Below are 16,184 nucleotides of genomic sequence, written 5' to 3'. Positions count from 1 at the left end.
ACCTCCTACTATCTTATTTTGCTTCATTTATGAAAGTTCAATCGTTCCAAAATGAAATTTTGCTGTTTTTCTTCGATAAACGAAAAAATGAAATTGATCAAAACGTGAACTTTGCCAATGGTCTTTTAGCACAACTCGTTGTCGAGCTACTCGTTTCGCTTGTTCGATATCTTCTGCTGTAACATCCGTATATAGCGCAGCCTGTTTTAATCCTCTTAGTCCATCCGCTTCCTCAATGCTTACTTCAAACATCGGATCCAGATAAACGACATCATATGACTGATCATCACATTGCGCTAAAAAAGAGCGAAAATCGGCATAATGCACATGAATGCGTCGCATCGCTTCATTCAGTTGAACAACATCACTTTCCCAATGACGTAACCCTTGTTTTGTTAAGTAAGCGATATATGCACTTCCTTCGATCCCTACCACTTTTCCTTCTTCACCAACAACTAAGCTAGCGACTATGCTATCAGCTGCTAATCCAAGCGTACAATCTAAAAACGTCATTCCTTTTTGTAATTTCGTCGCTTGTAAAAACGGTTCACTTTCCCCTTTTAAAATACGCTTCGTACGCAAAGAGGCAGAATTTGGATGAAAAAATAACGGTTCATCTCCGTTAATCAAATGGATTTCTAATCTTTCTTTCCCTACGACCAAAACAGGTTCAGCTATCTGTTGCTGAATGGCTGGAATGGAACGTTTCTGACGCGGAATGTACGGAATTTGTAATTCTTCGGCAATTTGTTTCGCTTTTTCAATCATTTGTTCGTTTGTTCGGCCAGCAGTTGTCACAATCATACGTTCACCCCAAAAGAAAAAGGATGTCAATCGGACACCCTTAACAATGTTTTTCAAAAGCTTGCATAATATTTTGCATAATATTTTCAAGAGAATTTGCTTCGATATCGTGGCGCGGAATAAAATGAACAACTTCTTTTCCTTTTAATAAGGCCATCGATGGCGAAGAAGGTTCTATACCAACGAAATACTCACGCATTTTAGCCGTTGCTTCACGATCTTGTCCAGCAAATACTGTCACAAGATGGTCTGGTTTTTTCTCGCTCATTTGTACCGCCTGAATAGCCGCTGGACGTGCAAGCCCTGCTGCACAACCACAAACGGAATTAATGACAACAAATGTCGTTCCTTCTACTTGTTCCATAAATTGTTCTACTTCTTCGCTCGTACGTAATTCTTTAAATCCACCGCTGACTAATTCATCACGCATCGGTTGTACTACTTGGCGCATATATTCTTCATATGACATAAACATACGTGCATCCCTCCAAATCATTCTTGCTTTTACAAGGATACAACAATGCAAATAGAAAAATCAATAAAATAAAAAACATTGAACAATTTTCTAAAAATTTTTATAATGAATGTATTTATATGATGTAAATGGAGGTTGAGAACATTGCCAATTAATATTCCTCGTGATCTTCCAGCTAAAGAAATACTAGAACAAGAAAATATTTTCGTCATGGATGAAGATCGCGCCTATTCTCAAGACATTCGACCGTTAAACATTATCATTTTAAACTTAATGCCGCAAAAAGAAAAAGCAGAAACACAGCTATTGCGTTTACTTGGAAATTCGCCGCTACAAGTACATGTCACTTTTTTACGTCCTGAAACACATGAAGCGAAAACAACATCAAAACATCATCTTGATCAATTTTATACAACATTTCAACATGTTCAGCATAGAAAATATGATGGCATGATTATTACCGGTGCCCCCGTTGAACATTTGCCGTTTGAACAAGTCGATTACTGGGATGAGTTAACTCAAATTATGGAATGGACAAAGACGAATGTCACATCTACGTTACATATTTGTTGGGGTGCACAAGCAGGGATGTACTATCATTACGGTATTCCAAAATACGATTTACCCCAAAAATGTTTCGGGGTATTCGATCATGTGTTAGAACAAAAGCACGTGAAACTGATTCGTGGATTTGACGATATTCATAAAATCCCACACTCTCGCCATACAGACGTGAAACGTGAACATATCGAAGCGGTTTCAGAGTTAACGATTTTATCTTCATCCGAAGAAGCTGGCGTCTGTCTCGTCATTTCAAATGATGGAAAACAAGTGTTTTTAACAGGGCACCCAGAGTATGATGCCACAACGCTAAAAGAAGAATATGAACGAGATGTGGCTAAAGGGTTGGATATTCAAATTCCAAAATATTATTTTCCGCATGACGATCCGAATAAGCAACCATATAACACGTGGCGTTCTCATGCGAATTTACTGTTTGTCAACTGGCTCAACTACTATGTGTATCAGGAAACCCCCTACATTTGGGAGTAAGCTTTCGCTTTTTGCGAGAGCTTTTTTATTGATATATATTCAAATTTGAATATAATAATTTGTATATCATTCATACGAAGGAGCGTAATAAAAATGGAAAATGAACAACGACATTTATCGTTTATTGTAGCTGGATTGTTATTAGCAATCCTAATGGCAGCGATGGATAACACAATTGTTGCAACGGCAATCGGGACGATCGTTGCTGATTTAGGTGGCGTAGATCAATTTGTTTGGGTCACATCTGCTTATATGGTTGCCGTCATGGCTGGTATGCCGATATTCGGGAAATTGTCAGATATGTATGGTCGAAAACGTTTCTTTTTATTCGGATTAATCGTCTTTTTAATCGGTTCTGCGCTCTGTGGTTTAGCGCAAAGCATTGTACAACTTAGCATTTTCCGCGCGATTCAAGGAATTGGTGGCGGGGCATTAATGCCGATTGCATTTACCATCGTATTTGACGTGTTCCCACCAGAAAAACGGGGAAAAATGACAGGATTGCTCGGGGCGGTCTTTGGGATATCAAGCGTGCTTGGTCCGCTCCTCGGTGCCTATATTACCGATTACTTAAGTTGGCATTGGGTATTTTACGTCAATGTCCCAATCGGTTTATTGTCCATTTTTTTCATTGTTCGTTATTACAAAGAAACAACACCACACACGAAACAAACTATCGATTGGTTCGGTGCACTTACTCTCATTGTTACAGTCGTTAGCTTAATGTTCGCCCTTGAATTAGGTGGAAAAAAATATGATTGGGATTCATTCACCATCATATCGTTATTTATGATTAGTGCGATTTTCTTACTCGCATTTTTGTATGTAGAAACAAAAGCAAAGGAACCAATTATCTCATTTTCACTATTTAAACGACGAACATTTGCTGTAGCGCAGTTGCTTGCTTTTTTATACGGTGCGACATTTGTCATTTTAACTGTTTTTATCCCGGTATTTGTACAAGCGGTTTATGGCGGTACAGCAAAAAATGCTGGATTAATCTTAATGCCAATGATGCTTGGATCTGTTGCAGGCAGTTCGTTTGCTGGTATTTCACAAACGAAAACATCGTATCGAAACATTATGTTTATTTCTGTGATCGCTTACTTTACAGGCATGGTTCTACTTAGTTTCATGACACCGGAAACATCGCGTATATGGTTAACTGTGTATATGGCAATTGCGGGATTTGGCGTTGGGTTCTCATTTTCTTTGTTACCGACTGCATCAATGCACAATTTAGAACCACGTTTTCGTGGAACAGCGAATTCAACCAATTCGTTCTTTCGCTCGCTCGGCATGACGCTCGGCATTACCATTTTCGGAACGATTCAAACAAATACATTAACTAACAATTTAAAAGAAACTTTCGGTTCGATGCCATCAGCACATTCGTTCGATCCACGTGCACTATTTGAAGCAGGAGCACGCGCACAAATTCCGGCACCTATTTTACAAAAAATTGTCGATGCGTTGGCATCATCCATTACGTATGCATTTACGCTCGCATTAATCCCAATTGCTCTTTCATTCCTATTGATTTTCTTCATGGGAAATGAAAAACTAGAAATACAAAAACGGGCAAAAGTAGGGGAATAAAATGAGCGTGAAACTTGTCATTCTCGGCTTGTTGATGGAAGGTGAAAAACATCCATATGAAATTCAACAAATTGTCAATGAACGCCATATGAAACATTATATTAAACTTGCAGCCGGATCGCTCTATTATGCCTTTGATCAGCTTGAAAGACAAGGATATGTAGAAGTGGTCGATGTCGTACGCGATACAAATCGTCCAGATAAAACGATTTACCGCATTACCGAAAAAGGAAAGCAACACTTTGAACAGCTCTTGCTAGAAGAATTACAAAAACACGAACATATTCACCGTTCTATTTATGCGGGACTATCTTTTGCTGCATACGCCGATGCAGCAAAAGTAAGTGCGGTATTAGAGCGACGTTTGCAAGAAACAAAACAACAACTCGAAAAATTGAAATGGATATTTGAACAAAAGCGACCAAATGAATATGTCGCAAAATTGTACGTGTTGAAAGGAGTCATCATGCATTTAGAAACCGAAATAGAATGGCTCCAACAATTAATCCAAGTTGCTAACAATAAAAAACTACATGAAAAAGGAGGGAGCTAGCTCCCTCACTTTTTTTGCAACATAAATAACCACATAAACGAAACAGCCTGTTTTAATTCTGTTGGTAGCTGTTGAATGGAATGCTCATCGACACCACGCTTATACACTCCCTCTTGAGAAACAGTGATGAAGCCATTTTCCTTTGCTAACTGTTCAAACTCCCATGGCATCATCGTATTACAAATGACTGCTTCATCATATAAACGACGATAGCTATTCACTCGAGGAGCGGCCGTTGGGCCAAGAATGCCGACACATACATATGCATTTGTTTTTAACACCCGACGAACTTCTTCAAGTGCAGCAAGTGGACGTTCAGTCCATTCCAAGCAGTTAATAATCATCGCACCGGAAAACGTTTCATCTGGAAAAGGCAAGTTCATAATGTCTGCTTGTTGAAAATGAAGATGTTCATGATACCTTTGTTTTTTCGCTAATTCAATCATTTCACTTGATAAATCTAATCCGATGACACGATATCCTTGTTGACATAGTTTATATGACCCGTATCCATCCCCACATCCAATATCTGCAATATATCCTTCTTTCGGCATATATGTCGTGACAAACGGAATAATTGTCTTTCGACTTCCTCTCTCCCACATGTCTTCACTACTTTGATGCCACCACTCTGCCCGCTCATCCCATTGTTTTTCCGCCTCTTTATGCCATGCGCGCATAACTCCACCCCTTTTTGAAAAAATAAACATGTTACGTTTATTGTAGCAGAAAGGAGGCCGAAACATGACAAAAAAAGTGAACGAAGGAAGTCGAAATCAAAACGCACCGACACAACACGGGCAACTATATGAAGGTGCAGGAGATAACAGTAAAGGCCGTAAGCAAAACAAAAGCCAAAGCGATAAAACAAAGTAATGAAAAAAGTCGGGCTGATCGCCCGACTCATTCTGCTCGTTTGCTAACACGAATAGCTGGTGTGTTGTTCCCCATATAAAACGGAACGCCTTCTTCATGTGGATAGTCATAAAAATAACGGTTGATCTCTTGTTCAGCAAACGCTACTTCATCTTCTCGCATTGTTCGTTTTTTCTCCATCGCCTATCCCCCCTAGACGATAGAATAACCGAACAAATCGTTATTCATGCAAAGGCTCGTCTGAAACAATCACCCCATCTTCATCAACATATACGTATGTACCCGGCCTCCACTCTATATCCCCGAAATAAACAACTGTATCTCGTGCCCCTTTTCCTTCTTTTTTACTTTTGCGCGGACATGTTCCGAGGGCAACGACACCAATTGGCATCGTGCTGATTTCTTTCGAATCACGAATACATCCGTGTACAATAATACCTGCCAATTGGCGATCATACGCGATTTGCGCGAGGCGATCCCCTACAAGCGCACAACGTCTCGATCCTTTTCCGTCAACAACGACTACACTTCCTGCGGGTACCGTTTCTAGTGCTTCTCGAACAAGTACATTATCCTCAAAAACATCTACTGTTGTCATTGGTCCATAAAATGATGTTTTTCCACCATAACTTTGAAATGTCAATGAACAAACGCGTACACGTTCCCCGTATTGATCGCATAAATCTGCCGTTTTCATCCTCATCCCCCATTTTTGTCAATCTCAACATAATCATATTCAATTTATTCAGAAAAATCAATAAATGAAAACAAAAAGAATGAACTGTTCTCTTCTATCGCTCCGTTCGTTAAAAAATAAATAAACAAAACGAGAAAGCAGTAAAAAAGCAACGTTTCAAAAAAGCTAGACGTACGATAAGTCATAATAAAACGATATCTTTTTTTCGAAAATGGCCAAAGTAGCGGAACACCTTGACTCGAACAGTAATCAGCTAACACATGAAACGCATAACCGAGACATAATCCGAGCGTAAAAGGAGAAAAATGTTGGAATAATAAAACGGCTGTGATCGCTCCCCATGCTAATAGCGAGTGCGTAAATCCACGATGACCAAACGCCTTTTTCACTTGTTTCGCCACACCAAGTGAGCGGCGACCAATATACGAATTTGGTTCATCAATATCAGGAAGCAACCCTCCAATAGCTAATCCTGCTGCATAGGTAACAGTAAAAGATATAGGGGTATACGTTGCAATCCCCGCACCAATGGCTAATGATGAAACAATATGAGTATGATAACGCATTGTTTTTCACCTTCCTTTTGTAAACGCTTCACATGACACTAATTATTAACATTCATGAATTTGAGACTGTTTTTTCAATAAATGTTCATTCTTCAACTAACTTTGTGAAACTATTAGCATTATACTAGTATATGAACAAATTGACAAATGAAGCTGGTGAGGAAAAATGATAAAAAAAACACCTGCAGAACTAAGCGTTATGAAAAGTTTAGCATTTTTAGCGGTCGTTTTTCAAAGTGCGTTATTATATGTTATGAATGATCGCTCTCCACATGCTGAGGAAGCGATTATGATCAGTATATTGTTTCAAGTCGTCAAATTTTCTGCGCCTGTGTTCGTCTTTTTAGTTGGATTTCATATTGCACAACAAAACGAAGCCATTCATTACTCACGTTACATGGCCCATAAATGGAGAGAGCTAATTATCCCGTATATCACATGGTCATCTATTTACTTTGTATTTAGTCATCCACACGCATGGGAAGCGATGAAACAACTATTGCTTGGGGAAGCAGCTCCTCATTTATGGTATGTCGTCATGATTATACAATTTCATTTACTCATTGGCGCCATTGTTCCCTTTTTCCGTTGGCTGAATGAAAAAAAGTATTGGAAATTATTTATTATCGTTAGTGCAATCATTTACATGAGCTTTGTTACATTCATTTCTCCATTCGTTCAAAGCAAATCATATGTACATTACATTGATCGCACATTTTTATCTTATTTCTTCTATTTTGGTTTAGGTGGTATGGCCGCATACACATTGCCAGCTTGGCGAAAATTTGTTATTCGAGCTATTCCACTTAACACATTTTTATTTTTATCTTTATTTATTTTTGTTGGGTATGAATTATTTACATCGCAAAGCATTTTTTCGATCGATTTAACAACGATTACGTATTTAAAACCTTCAATGGTGTTATATGTCACATCAGAAATTTTCTTGTTATACGGTTTATCAATCACCATTGTACAAACAAAATCGCTCCTATATACAGCGTTACGTTTCGTTAGTCGATATACGTACGGAGCATATATCGGACATGTATTTTTCTTATCCATGTTTGTGTCGATTATTCCGACAACGATGTATTCCCTATTACAAGCGGTCATGTTATTCGCCATGACAACCATTGCTTCCATCGGTATTTGCTATATGATACACGCTACACCGTTTAGCTTACTTTTTATCGGTCAAGCACGTGAACGTCGAACCATTTCCATCCCTATATTTTCAAAACTGAAAAAAGGCGTCCCAAGTTAATTTTTGGGATGTCTTTTGTTTTATTTGCACAAACCCGTCCTTTTACCAAACATATAATAAATTGGACAAATAGAAAAAGGAGGAAAAATATGAACATTAGTCGGAAAATTTTTTTAGGGTGCTTCATCATTTTATTAATCGTTATCGTTGTAGGAGGATTCCAAATATTTAGAATGAATGAAACAAAAGAGATGTACAATCACTTAATCGATCATCGTTTCCATATCATTACGAAAACAGATGAAATGGTCACTCTTTTTTATGAAGAGAGAAAAGATATACTAACTTATTTGCTACTAAAAGATGATAAATTTTTAGCGAGTTATGAAGAAAACCGAAGGAGTTTTTATACAAATTACGAACAAATAAGCTCAATGTTAACAACAACCGAAAGCAAAACGGTTATTAATAAGTTACAACAACTAGAATATCAATATTTCCAGTTCGTACAACAATTTTTACGTACAACTAATAAACAAGAACAAGCAAGTATTGTCCAGAAGCTTCAACAAACAGGTAACCATTTTTTACAAACGGCTGAACAAATGTTACAGCGACAAAAAACATTATTAGCAACGGATCAACAACACATTGAACAGTACATGAAACAAACGTATATGATATCACTCATAATTATCACATCCCTCATTTTATTTGGTAGCGTTGCTTCCTTTTTTATTAGTCGACAAATTGCTAAACCGATCCGCCTCGTTTCTGACGAACTACAACGCATAGCAAAACAAGACTTATCTTCCCCACCTTTGCCAGTGAAAACAAAAGACGAAACAAAATATATGATTGAATCAATTAATGACATGAAAACAAAATTGAAGCAAACGATTGAAACGATGAAGGATATTTCTATTCATATGGCATCGCAAGCAGAGCAGTTTGCTGCTAGCTCAGAACAAAGTACGCAGTCGTCCGAGAAAGCGACAGAAACGGCTGAGCAAACATATGCAGAAGCGGAACAACAATTGCGCATGCTCAAAGTAGCGGACGATTCTTTACATGAATTTTCCATCGGGATGAGTCAAATTGCCGAAAGTACAGAAGATTTGCTTGCATCAGCAGAACGAGCACATGATTTTGTCAATCAAGGGAAACATTCCATTCAAGCGGTGACAACACAAGCTTCCGATATGCGTGATGCCATGTTTACAACAAAAACACTTGTTGAATCACTTCAACAACATTCTGAGAAAATTGGAAAAATTACAAACGTCATTACGGCTATCGCCGAACAAACGAACTTGCTTGCCCTGAACGCAGCGATTGAAGCTGCGCGTGCCGGTGAGCATGGAAAAGGATTTACTGTTGTCGCTGACGAGGTACGAAAACTATCTGAGCAATCGAAAGAAGCGGCAAAAGAAATTGAAACGATGCTAGATCAAATAAAGATCGGAACAAAAAAAGTAGCGCAAGCCATCGAGGAAAATACGAAAAAGCTTGTTGAAGGCACGACATACTATGAAACGGCAAAACGCTCATTTCAAGCGATTGATGACTCAGTAGAACGAGTGTTTTCTAAAGTACAAACCACATCAGCAGCGATTGAACAAATGACCGCGATTTCAAACGAAATAACTGAAACGATGAAACAATTAAAACAACTAGCGCATCAAGTCATGCAAAAAAGTAAAGAGAGCGCTCTAACTGCAGAAGAACAGCTAGCCATGAACGAACAAATTTCTTCCGCTGCCCAAACGCTTGCTAAACTTAGCGAGCAACTTCGTACAATAGTTGAATTATTTCGTCTGTAGCTGTGCATACATGTATGCACAGCTACTGCTTGTCAAAATATTGAGCAAGTTCAACAATCATCGCTCCCATCCGTTCATGAGCTGGAGCAATGACACGTGCAATCCCTTCTTCATGTAACGCCTCTTTTGTTACTTTTCCTACCGCAACAGCTACAACATCATCAGCAAATGCTCGTTTTATTTCTTGAACATATCCCCACTCCTTTACAAATGAAAAGAAAAATCGCACTTGAATCGCTGATGTAAAACAAACCGCTTGTACAGTTCGAGAGAGGATTTCATCAATAAGCTGTTTCATCACATCAGCCGCAGGCGGCGTATGGCGATACGGCCATATCTCTTGATATAACGCGCCTTGTTTAACTAAAAATTGTTGCAACGATGGAGCTGAGTCTCCATAAAGTTGAACAACGACACGCTTGTCTGTCCATTCCACGTCCTTTAGCGCATGCACAAGACCTTGTGTTGTTCCGTCTTCTGCCGTTATGTGTGGGCTTATGCCGTATGTACGTAAAACGTTTGTCGTTTTATACCCACGCACCGCCACATGCGCTTGACGAATGGCTTGAAGAAACTTTTCTCCCATCCCCCACTCGTCTGCTTTTTTCATTAATGTATCAACACCAATTCCTGTCGTAAAAATAAACCAATCGACTGGTTCATTGACCATTTGATGAAGTTGTTGTTTTAGCTCTTCATTAAAAAACATCGTTCCTTGGGCAGGACGCAAGATCGGAATGCCCCCTTGTTTAACGATAAGCGCACTCATTTCCTCTATTTTACGCGAGGCACATAGTGCAATTTTTTTATTCGTTAACGCTTTCTCACCCATTCTCTCATCTCCTTTTCTTCCCATCATACCACATAAAGATGCGAGATGGCGCAAAATTTGTAGAAACGTGACATAAAACATCGAACGATTATGTATTCACAACATGATGAACTTTTCTTACAATATAAAAGACAATTCGACAAAAATATTTCGACAATTCTAACAAATGATTCTTTGAAAGGAGCGGCTTTATATGCCCTCGTTAATTAAAGAAATATTGCTAAATTTATTTTTTATTATATTAGCGCTACTAATTGTTCCTATCTGGCTTGAAGAACGACGCATATCCGATCACGCAAAAACAATTTTAAAAACGATAGCGATCGGGATATGCATTATATTTTGTATGACATTCCCTATACATGTAACAGACGGTTTTATTTTTGATTTACGTCAAGTCGCTATTTGGATTGGCGGTTTATACGGAGGAGCATTGTCAGCCCTTTTTCTTTCGAGCATTGCTGTTATTTATCGCATCATTATCGGTGGCACAGAAGGTATTATTGTGACGATGATCATTACAACTATCCAAGTTATTATTTGCTTCTTTCTTTACAGAAAGTTTCAAACATCTTTATCTTCGAAACAACGAATTACTTCGATTACTCTTTTATCAATCGGAACAGCTATGTTAACAATGATACTCTCTAGCATATGGATTGTTGATGACTACCAAATTTTACACATTATTTCAACATATTTTCCAGCACAACCACTTGCAGCGTTTTTAGGTGCCTATATTACTGAAACGATTCAAAAACATAGTGACCTTCGTCGACGCATTATTCGTGCCGAAAAGATGGAAGTGGTCGGACATTTAGCTGCTTCCATTTCACACGAGGTGCGCAACCCATTAACTGTATCTAGAGGATTTATGCAATTGTTACTGCAAAGTGAACGAATGAATTATAAAGATAAACAATACATTCAAATTGCAATTGAAGAAATTGACCGCGCTGAAGCAATTATTACAGATTACTTAACGTTCGCCAAACCAGCTCCAGAACATGTCGAAAAATTAAATGTAAAAACCGAAATTGAGCGAGTGATTGATATTTTACGTCCCCTCGCTAACATGAACAGCATCGAAATTCAAACGTCCCTCTTGCCATTTGCGGTAAAAGGAGAACGCCAAAAATTTCAACAATGTTTGTTGAACGTCATGAAAAATGCTATTGAAGCGATGCCAAATGGAGGTACATTGCGTATTAACGTATCAATTGATAAAGATTACGTGCTTATTCATATTAGTGATACAGGAGTTGGCATGACAAAAGACCAAATTGAACGATTAGGAGAACCGTATTTTACAACAAAGGGAGCAAAAGGGACGGGGCTTGGAATGATGGTTGTTTACCGCATTGTTGAGACGATGAAAGGAGATTTATTTATTCATAGTGAAGTGGGGGAAGGAACAGACGTATATATGTATTTTCCATCTTATTACAAATCAGATGTTGAGAAATTTTCACAAAAAAACGAAAAAGCGATCCCAATTTGAACAAGTTATTTATTGACTTGTTCTTTTCTTTTTTATTGATTATTTAGAACATAGTTCAACTAACGAAAAAGGTCGTATATGAAACGACCTTTTATAACTGTTTAGAAAATTCCTTACCAAACGCAATGCATAATTGTTTATCTTTATTTGTTGGCGTCAATTCGATCTTCAATCCTTCAAGAACGACTTCGGCCCCACATTCTTGCAGTTTTTCGATTAAAATATCAACAGCAGCACCATATTTTTCATAACTTGAATCGCATGAGCCGAAAACAGCCGCTTTTTTTCCTGTTAAGTCCACGTCATTCAATTCATCATAAAAATCTAAAAAGTCATCTGGCAGTTCTCCATCTCCCCATGTGTACGCTCCGAGCAAAATGCCGTCATATTGTTCAAGTTCTGTTGCGGTAGCATCCAACACTTCTTTTACATCTAACTCGACTCCTTGTTCACGAACGCCTTGAGCAATCGCTTCCGCCATTTCTTCTGTATTGCCTGTCATGCTTGTAAATACCATGATTACTTTTGCCATCAGTAATCCCCCTATAAATATAATTGATAATTATTTTCATTAAATATATTAAATGATAATGATTATCTTTGTCAAATAGTTTTCATAAAAAACGCGCGATTTTTCTCATCGCGCGCTTATAATCTATTATTCTTTCACTTCTTTTTTCCAGAATCCAATCATTAATGCAGTCACAAGTGAACCGATGAAAATGGCAAGCACATATAACAATGGATTCCCTTTTACAATCGGGATAACGAAAATGCCGCCATGTGGTGCTGGAAGTCCAATACCAAACATCATCGTTAACGCCCCCGCAATGGCTGAACCGACGATAATGGAAGGAATGACACGTCCTGGATCAGCTGCCGCAAACGGAATGGCCCCTTCTGTAATAAACGAAGCACCCATAATATAGCACGTTTTCCCTGCTTCCCGTTCCGCTTTTGTAAATTTCTTTTTGAATAATGTTGTTGCAAGTGCTAATCCTAAAGGAGGCACCATTCCACCTGCCATAATAGCTGCATGTGGGGCATAATTTCCGGCATCAATCATCGCAATGCCAAACGTAAACGCCGCTTTATTAATTGGTCCACCCATATCAACCGCCATCATACCACCGAGGATCAGACCAAGTAAAACAAGGTTGCCTGTTCCCATATTTTCAAGCCATGTTTTCATTCCTTCATTTAACGCTTTTACTGGATCAATGACGACATACATCATAATAAATCCTGTAAGCAATATTCCAAATAACGGATAAAGAAGAACCGGTTTAATTCCCTCAAGTGATTGCGGTAAACGACTAAACCATTTTTTCAATCCGACAACGAGATAACCGGCTAAAAAGCCCGCAATTAGTCCACCTAAAAAGCCTGCACCGCCATTTGCTGCCATAAATCCACCGACCATCCCCGGAGCAAATCCTGGACGATCCGCTATGCTCATCGCAATAAAACCAGCTAACACTGGAATCATAAGTGCAAAGGCACTACCACCACCAATATCCATCAACGCTTTTGCTACCGGATGGAATGATGGATCATTTGGATCAAATGCTTTAATACCAAAAATAAATGAGATCGCAATTAAAATACCGCCACCGACAACGAACGGAAGCATATTCGATACGCCGTTCATTAAATGTTTATAAAATCCTGTTCGTTCTTTTGATGCATATGAACGCTGTCCACCGCTTGCTCGATAAATTGGAGCCTCTTGTTTTAAAGCTCGATCAATAAGTTGCTCGGGTTTACGAATAGCATCGGCAACAGGTACTTGGATAACATGTTTTCCATCAAATCGATCCATCTCTACTTGCTTATCTGCTGCAACGATAATGGCGACCGCTTCTTCAATTTCTTGTTGTGTTAACTCATTTTTCACACCACTTGAACCGTTTGTTTCTACTTTTATATCTACTCCCATTTCTTTTGCTTTTGCCTTCAAGGCGTCAGCAGCCATATACGTATGTGCAATTCCTGTCGGACAAGCGGTAACAGCTAACACTTTTTTCTTTCCATATGGTTGTTTTTCTTCTTTCACCATTTCTCCCTCCTTTTCTTGAATCACCTGAATGATCTGTTGTTTTGTCGAAGCGTTTTCAATTTTTGAGCGAAACGATGCATCCATTAACAATGTCGACAAGCGAGATAACGCTTCCAAATGTGTGTTATTTGCTCCTTCAGGTGCGGCAATCATAAAAAACAAATGGCTTCGTTTTCCGTCTAACGAATCGTAATCAATTCCTTCTTTCGAACGCCCAAAAACAACGGCTGGAGTGCGCACCGCTTTCGTTTTTGCATGAGGGATAGCAATTCCTTCGCCAATCCCTGTCGTGCTTTGTGCTTCACGGGCAAAAATTGCTTCAATAAACGTTTGACGATTGTGTAACTTTCCTGTCTTCTCAAGAACGTCTACTAATTCTTCAATCACTTCTTTTTTTGTTCGCGCTTTCAAATCAAGAACAATCGTATCCTCTGTCAACAAATCTGTTATTCTCATACCCGATCCTCCATTCGTATAATTTTTACTTCATCTAATAAGCGATGAACCTCTTCTTCTGTGCATAAATCTTCAGAAAATGCTGTTGCACTCCCCGCGGCAACACTATAACGAAACGCTTCTTCAAGCGATGCTTCGTTCACATATGCAGCTAAAAAACCCGCTACCATCGAATCGCCGGCACCAACCGAATTTTTCACTATTCCTTTTGGAGCTTGAGCGACTAATATCACATCTTTATGGAACAAAATGGCCCCATCTCCAGCAAGTGAAACAATTACGTGCTGGACACCATTGTTAATCAGTTTTTTCCCGTATTCCAATATTTGATGACGACTATGAATGCTGACTCCGAACAATTCTCCAAGCTCTATTTGGTTTGGTTTAAGTAAAAACGGCTCGTATGCAACGGCTTGTTTCAGTGCATTGCCACTCGTATCAACGACAACAGCAACCCGTCGTTTTTTTGCTTCTTCCATCATCGTGACGTAAAATGTATCATCTACCGAGGGCGGAAGGCTTCCTGCTAAAACGAGGATATCTCCTTTTTTTAATTGCTTAATTTTAGCAATTAACGCTTCTTTATGTTCGTCGTTAATGACCGGCCCTTCCCCATTTATTTCCGTTTCTTTTTCCCCTTTTAACTTAATGTTTAGTCGCGTTTGTCCAGGTACAGTAATAAAATCTGTTAAAATATGCTCTCTTTTCAATTCATCAGCAATAAACTGACCTGTAAATCCACCAATAAATCCAAGAGCAATATTATGAACGTGTAACCGTTTCAATACACGCGACACATTAATTCCTTTTCCGCCCGGAAAATATGCCGTTTTTGTTGCTCGATTTAATTTTCCAAGTTCGATCTGTTGTGCTTTCACAACATAATCGACGGAAGGATTTAACGTACATGTATAAATCATGATTTCACAACCTCTACTGTCGTTTTTGCTTCATACATTGCTAGCAACTCTTCATCTGTTTCATCCGTAATCATCGTTGCCTCTTGTAATGGTGCAATTTTGGCAAACGTACTTTCGTTTAATTTTGAGTGATCGGCTAATACAAAAGCTTGTTGTGATAAATGAATAGCAGTTTGTTTTATAAGCGCTTCTTCCGGATCTGGAGTTGTATAACCAAAGTCAATATGAACGCCGTTTACACCGATAAAACATTTGTCAAAACTATACTGTTGCAACGAGTGAATAGCTCCTCGACCAATTAACGCATTCGTTTTTTTCTTAATTAGCCCACCAACAAGATACGTTGGAATGTCTTTTTCTAACAGTGCTTCAATATGCATAATGCCGTTCGTTACGACGACGATATTTTTTGCTTCAATATAAGGAATCATCTGTAATGTTGTCGTTCCTGCATCTAAATAAATGCAATCACCCTCTTGAATAAGACTTGCTGCGTATTTTCCAATGAGCTGTTTTTCATGAATGTTTTTCGTCGATTTTTCAAAAACGCTCAACTCTTCTCTTTTTTGTTGTAACAACGCAGCCCCACCATGAACGCGCTTTAATTTTTTTTCTTTTTCTAGTTGGCTTAAATCACGTCGAATCGTCGATTCCGAACATTGTGTTGCTTCAACAAATTCATGTAACTTTACAACTTCTTTTTCTTGTAGCAACTGCAAAATAACGCGATGTCTTTCTGGTGTTAACAATTTTACACCTCCTT

Annotated in this window: 18 protein-coding genes; 7 read left to right on the top strand and 11 right to left on the bottom strand. The window is 38.6% G+C overall.

Annotated elements, in window-relative coordinates; translation table 11 throughout:
* Positions 1–27: 27 nt before the first annotated feature.
* Positions 28–804: a class I SAM-dependent methyltransferase gene (locus AFK25_RS07060; RefSeq protein WP_035066488.1), complete on the bottom strand. Its 777-nt coding sequence runs from the start codon at positions 802–804 to the stop codon at positions 28–30.
* 40 nt (positions 805–844) lie between these two features.
* The gene (locus tag AFK25_RS07055) at positions 845–1,279 is read right to left on the bottom strand and encodes a BrxA/BrxB family bacilliredoxin (RefSeq protein ID WP_009361191.1); all 435 of its coding nucleotides are present in this window, start codon (positions 1,277–1,279) and stop codon (positions 845–847) included.
* A 144-nt stretch (positions 1,280–1,423) separates the two neighbouring features.
* Here AFK25_RS07055 and metA point away from each other — a divergent pair, with 144 nt between their 5' ends.
* From metA to AFK25_RS07040, 3 genes are all read left to right on the top strand, one after another.
* A complete protein-coding gene (metA, locus tag AFK25_RS07050; protein ID WP_035066491.1) occupies positions 1,424–2,332 on the top strand; it encodes a homoserine O-acetyltransferase MetA in 909 nt (302 codons plus the stop codon).
* Positions 2,333–2,425: 93 nt separating this feature from the next.
* On the top strand, positions 2,426–3,931 hold the full coding sequence (locus AFK25_RS07045; protein WP_035066493.1) for an MDR family MFS transporter: 1,506 nt from the start codon (positions 2,426–2,428) through the stop codon (positions 3,929–3,931).
* A gap of 1 nt (position 3,932) precedes the next feature.
* On the top strand, positions 3,933–4,484 hold the full coding sequence (locus AFK25_RS07040) for a PadR family transcriptional regulator (RefSeq protein ID WP_009361188.1): 552 nt from the start codon (positions 3,933–3,935) through the stop codon (positions 4,482–4,484).
* Between the two features lie 5 nt (positions 4,485–4,489).
* Here the strand turns inward: AFK25_RS07040 and AFK25_RS07035 are convergent, their stop codons facing one another.
* Positions 4,490–5,164 (bottom strand): class I SAM-dependent methyltransferase, encoded by a 675-nt coding sequence (locus AFK25_RS07035; protein ID WP_009361187.1) that lies wholly within the window; start codon positions 5,162–5,164, stop codon positions 4,490–4,492.
* Between the two features lie 64 nt (positions 5,165–5,228).
* Here AFK25_RS07035 and AFK25_RS15295 point away from each other — a divergent pair, with 64 nt between their 5' ends.
* On the top strand, positions 5,229–5,360 hold the full coding sequence (locus AFK25_RS15295; RefSeq protein ID WP_256368746.1) for a hypothetical protein: 132 nt from the start codon (positions 5,229–5,231) through the stop codon (positions 5,358–5,360).
* Between the two features lie 27 nt (positions 5,361–5,387).
* Here AFK25_RS15295 and AFK25_RS15110 read toward each other — a convergent pair whose 3' ends face one another.
* The 3 genes from AFK25_RS15110 to AFK25_RS07025 are packed head-to-tail and all read right to left on the bottom strand — an operon-like array spanning position 5,388 to position 6,623.
* Positions 5,388–5,540 carry a hypothetical protein gene (locus AFK25_RS15110; protein WP_165569762.1) on the bottom strand — a complete coding sequence of 51 codons (153 nt, stop codon included), beginning with the start codon at positions 5,538–5,540 and terminating at the stop codon, positions 5,388–5,390.
* A 40-nt stretch (positions 5,541–5,580) separates the two neighbouring features.
* A complete protein-coding gene (rraA, locus tag AFK25_RS07030; protein WP_009361184.1) occupies positions 5,581–6,057 on the bottom strand; it encodes a ribonuclease E activity regulator RraA in 477 nt (158 codons plus the stop codon).
* 44 nt (positions 6,058–6,101) lie between these two features.
* Positions 6,102–6,623, bottom strand: coding sequence for a metal-dependent hydrolase (locus tag AFK25_RS07025; RefSeq protein WP_009361183.1), 522 nt, complete (start codon positions 6,621–6,623; stop codon positions 6,102–6,104).
* A 166-nt stretch (positions 6,624–6,789) separates the two neighbouring features.
* Between AFK25_RS07025 and AFK25_RS07020 the strand changes: the two genes are divergently transcribed.
* The gene (locus AFK25_RS07020) at positions 6,790–7,890 is read left to right on the top strand and encodes an acyltransferase (RefSeq protein WP_009361182.1); all 1,101 of its coding nucleotides are present in this window, start codon (positions 6,790–6,792) and stop codon (positions 7,888–7,890) included.
* Positions 7,891–7,979: 89 nt separating this feature from the next.
* A complete protein-coding gene (locus tag AFK25_RS07015) occupies positions 7,980–9,653 on the top strand; it encodes a methyl-accepting chemotaxis protein (RefSeq protein WP_035066495.1) in 1,674 nt (557 codons plus the stop codon).
* A gap of 22 nt (positions 9,654–9,675) precedes the next feature.
* Here AFK25_RS07015 and AFK25_RS07010 read toward each other — a convergent pair whose 3' ends face one another.
* Complete coding sequence (locus AFK25_RS07010; protein ID WP_009361180.1) at positions 9,676–10,485, bottom strand: uroporphyrinogen-III synthase; 810 nt, start codon at positions 10,483–10,485, stop codon at positions 9,676–9,678.
* Positions 10,486–10,678: 193 nt separating this feature from the next.
* Here AFK25_RS07010 and AFK25_RS07005 point away from each other — a divergent pair, with 193 nt between their 5' ends.
* Positions 10,679–11,986 carry an ATP-binding protein gene (locus AFK25_RS07005; RefSeq protein WP_035066497.1) on the top strand — a complete coding sequence of 436 codons (1,308 nt, stop codon included), beginning with the start codon at positions 10,679–10,681 and terminating at the stop codon, positions 11,984–11,986.
* A gap of 91 nt (positions 11,987–12,077) precedes the next feature.
* Here AFK25_RS07005 and AFK25_RS07000 read toward each other — a convergent pair whose 3' ends face one another.
* From AFK25_RS07000 to AFK25_RS06985, 4 genes are all read right to left on the bottom strand, one after another.
* Positions 12,078–12,518 (bottom strand): flavodoxin, encoded by a 441-nt coding sequence (locus AFK25_RS07000; RefSeq protein WP_019416545.1) that lies wholly within the window; start codon positions 12,516–12,518, stop codon positions 12,078–12,080.
* A gap of 126 nt (positions 12,519–12,644) precedes the next feature.
* Positions 12,645–14,501, bottom strand: coding sequence for a PTS fructose transporter subunit IIABC (locus AFK25_RS06995; protein WP_035066499.1), 1,857 nt, complete (start codon positions 14,499–14,501; stop codon positions 12,645–12,647).
* On the bottom strand, positions 14,498–15,421 hold the full coding sequence (gene pfkB, locus AFK25_RS06990; RefSeq protein WP_035066501.1) for a 1-phosphofructokinase: 924 nt from the start codon (positions 15,419–15,421) through the stop codon (positions 14,498–14,500). The genes AFK25_RS06995 and pfkB overlap by 4 nt, the downstream gene beginning before the upstream one ends.
* A complete protein-coding gene (locus tag AFK25_RS06985) occupies positions 15,418–16,170 on the bottom strand; it encodes a DeoR/GlpR family DNA-binding transcription regulator (RefSeq protein ID WP_035066503.1) in 753 nt (250 codons plus the stop codon). Before AFK25_RS06985 ends, pfkB begins: the two co-directional genes overlap by 4 nt.
* Positions 16,171–16,184 lie beyond the last annotated feature (14 nt).

The organism is Anoxybacillus gonensis, from assembly GCF_001187595.1.
Taxonomy (GTDB): Bacteria; Bacillota; Bacilli; order Bacillales; family Anoxybacillaceae; genus Anoxybacillus; species Anoxybacillus gonensis.
Note: the sequence above shows the minus strand (reverse complement) of the source record. Positions and strands in the feature narration are given on the sequence as shown.

What these genes read in the sequence shown, in the direction of transcription:
- AFK25_RS07060 (WP_035066488.1), bottom strand. Translation starts at nt 804, where the DNA reads ATGATTGTGACAACTGCTGGCCGAACAAACGAACAAATGATTGAAAAA.
- AFK25_RS07055 (WP_009361191.1), bottom strand. Translation starts at nt 1,279, where the DNA reads ATGTTTATGTCATATGAAGAATATATGCGCCAAGTAGTACAACCGATG.
- AFK25_RS07045 (WP_035066493.1), top strand. Translation starts at nt 2,426, where the DNA reads ATGGAAAATGAACAACGACATTTATCGTTTATTGTAGCTGGATTGTTA.
- AFK25_RS07040 (WP_009361188.1), top strand. Translation starts at nt 3,933, where the DNA reads ATGAGCGTGAAACTTGTCATTCTCGGCTTGTTGATGGAAGGTGAAAAA.
- AFK25_RS07035 (WP_009361187.1), bottom strand. Translation starts at nt 5,164, where the DNA reads ATGCGCGCATGGCATAAAGAGGCGGAAAAACAATGGGATGAGCGGGCA.
- AFK25_RS15295 (WP_256368746.1), top strand. Translation starts at nt 5,229, where the DNA reads ATGACAAAAAAAGTGAACGAAGGAAGTCGAAATCAAAACGCACCGACA.
- AFK25_RS15110 (WP_165569762.1), bottom strand. Translation starts at nt 5,540, where the DNA reads ATGGAGAAAAAACGAACAATGCGAGAAGATGAAGTAGCGTTTGCTGAA.
- rraA (WP_009361184.1), bottom strand. Translation starts at nt 6,057, where the DNA reads ATGAAAACGGCAGATTTATGCGATCAATACGGGGAACGTGTACGCGTT.
- AFK25_RS07025 (WP_009361183.1), bottom strand. Translation starts at nt 6,623, where the DNA reads ATGCGTTATCATACTCATATTGTTTCATCATTAGCCATTGGTGCGGGG.
- AFK25_RS07020 (WP_009361182.1), top strand. Translation starts at nt 6,790, where the DNA reads ATGATAAAAAAAACACCTGCAGAACTAAGCGTTATGAAAAGTTTAGCA.
- AFK25_RS07015 (WP_035066495.1), top strand. Translation starts at nt 7,980, where the DNA reads ATGAACATTAGTCGGAAAATTTTTTTAGGGTGCTTCATCATTTTATTA.
- AFK25_RS07010 (WP_009361180.1), bottom strand. Translation starts at nt 10,485, where the DNA reads ATGGGTGAGAAAGCGTTAACGAATAAAAAAATTGCACTATGTGCCTCG.
- AFK25_RS07005 (WP_035066497.1), top strand. Translation starts at nt 10,679, where the DNA reads ATGCCCTCGTTAATTAAAGAAATATTGCTAAATTTATTTTTTATTATA.
- AFK25_RS07000 (WP_019416545.1), bottom strand. Translation starts at nt 12,518, where the DNA reads ATGGCAAAAGTAATCATGGTATTTACAAGCATGACAGGCAATACAGAA.
- AFK25_RS06995 (WP_035066499.1), bottom strand. Translation starts at nt 14,501, where the DNA reads ATGAGAATAACAGATTTGTTGACAGAGGATACGATTGTTCTTGATTTG.
- pfkB (WP_035066501.1), bottom strand. Translation starts at nt 15,421, where the DNA reads ATGATTTATACATGTACGTTAAATCCTTCCGTCGATTATGTTGTGAAA.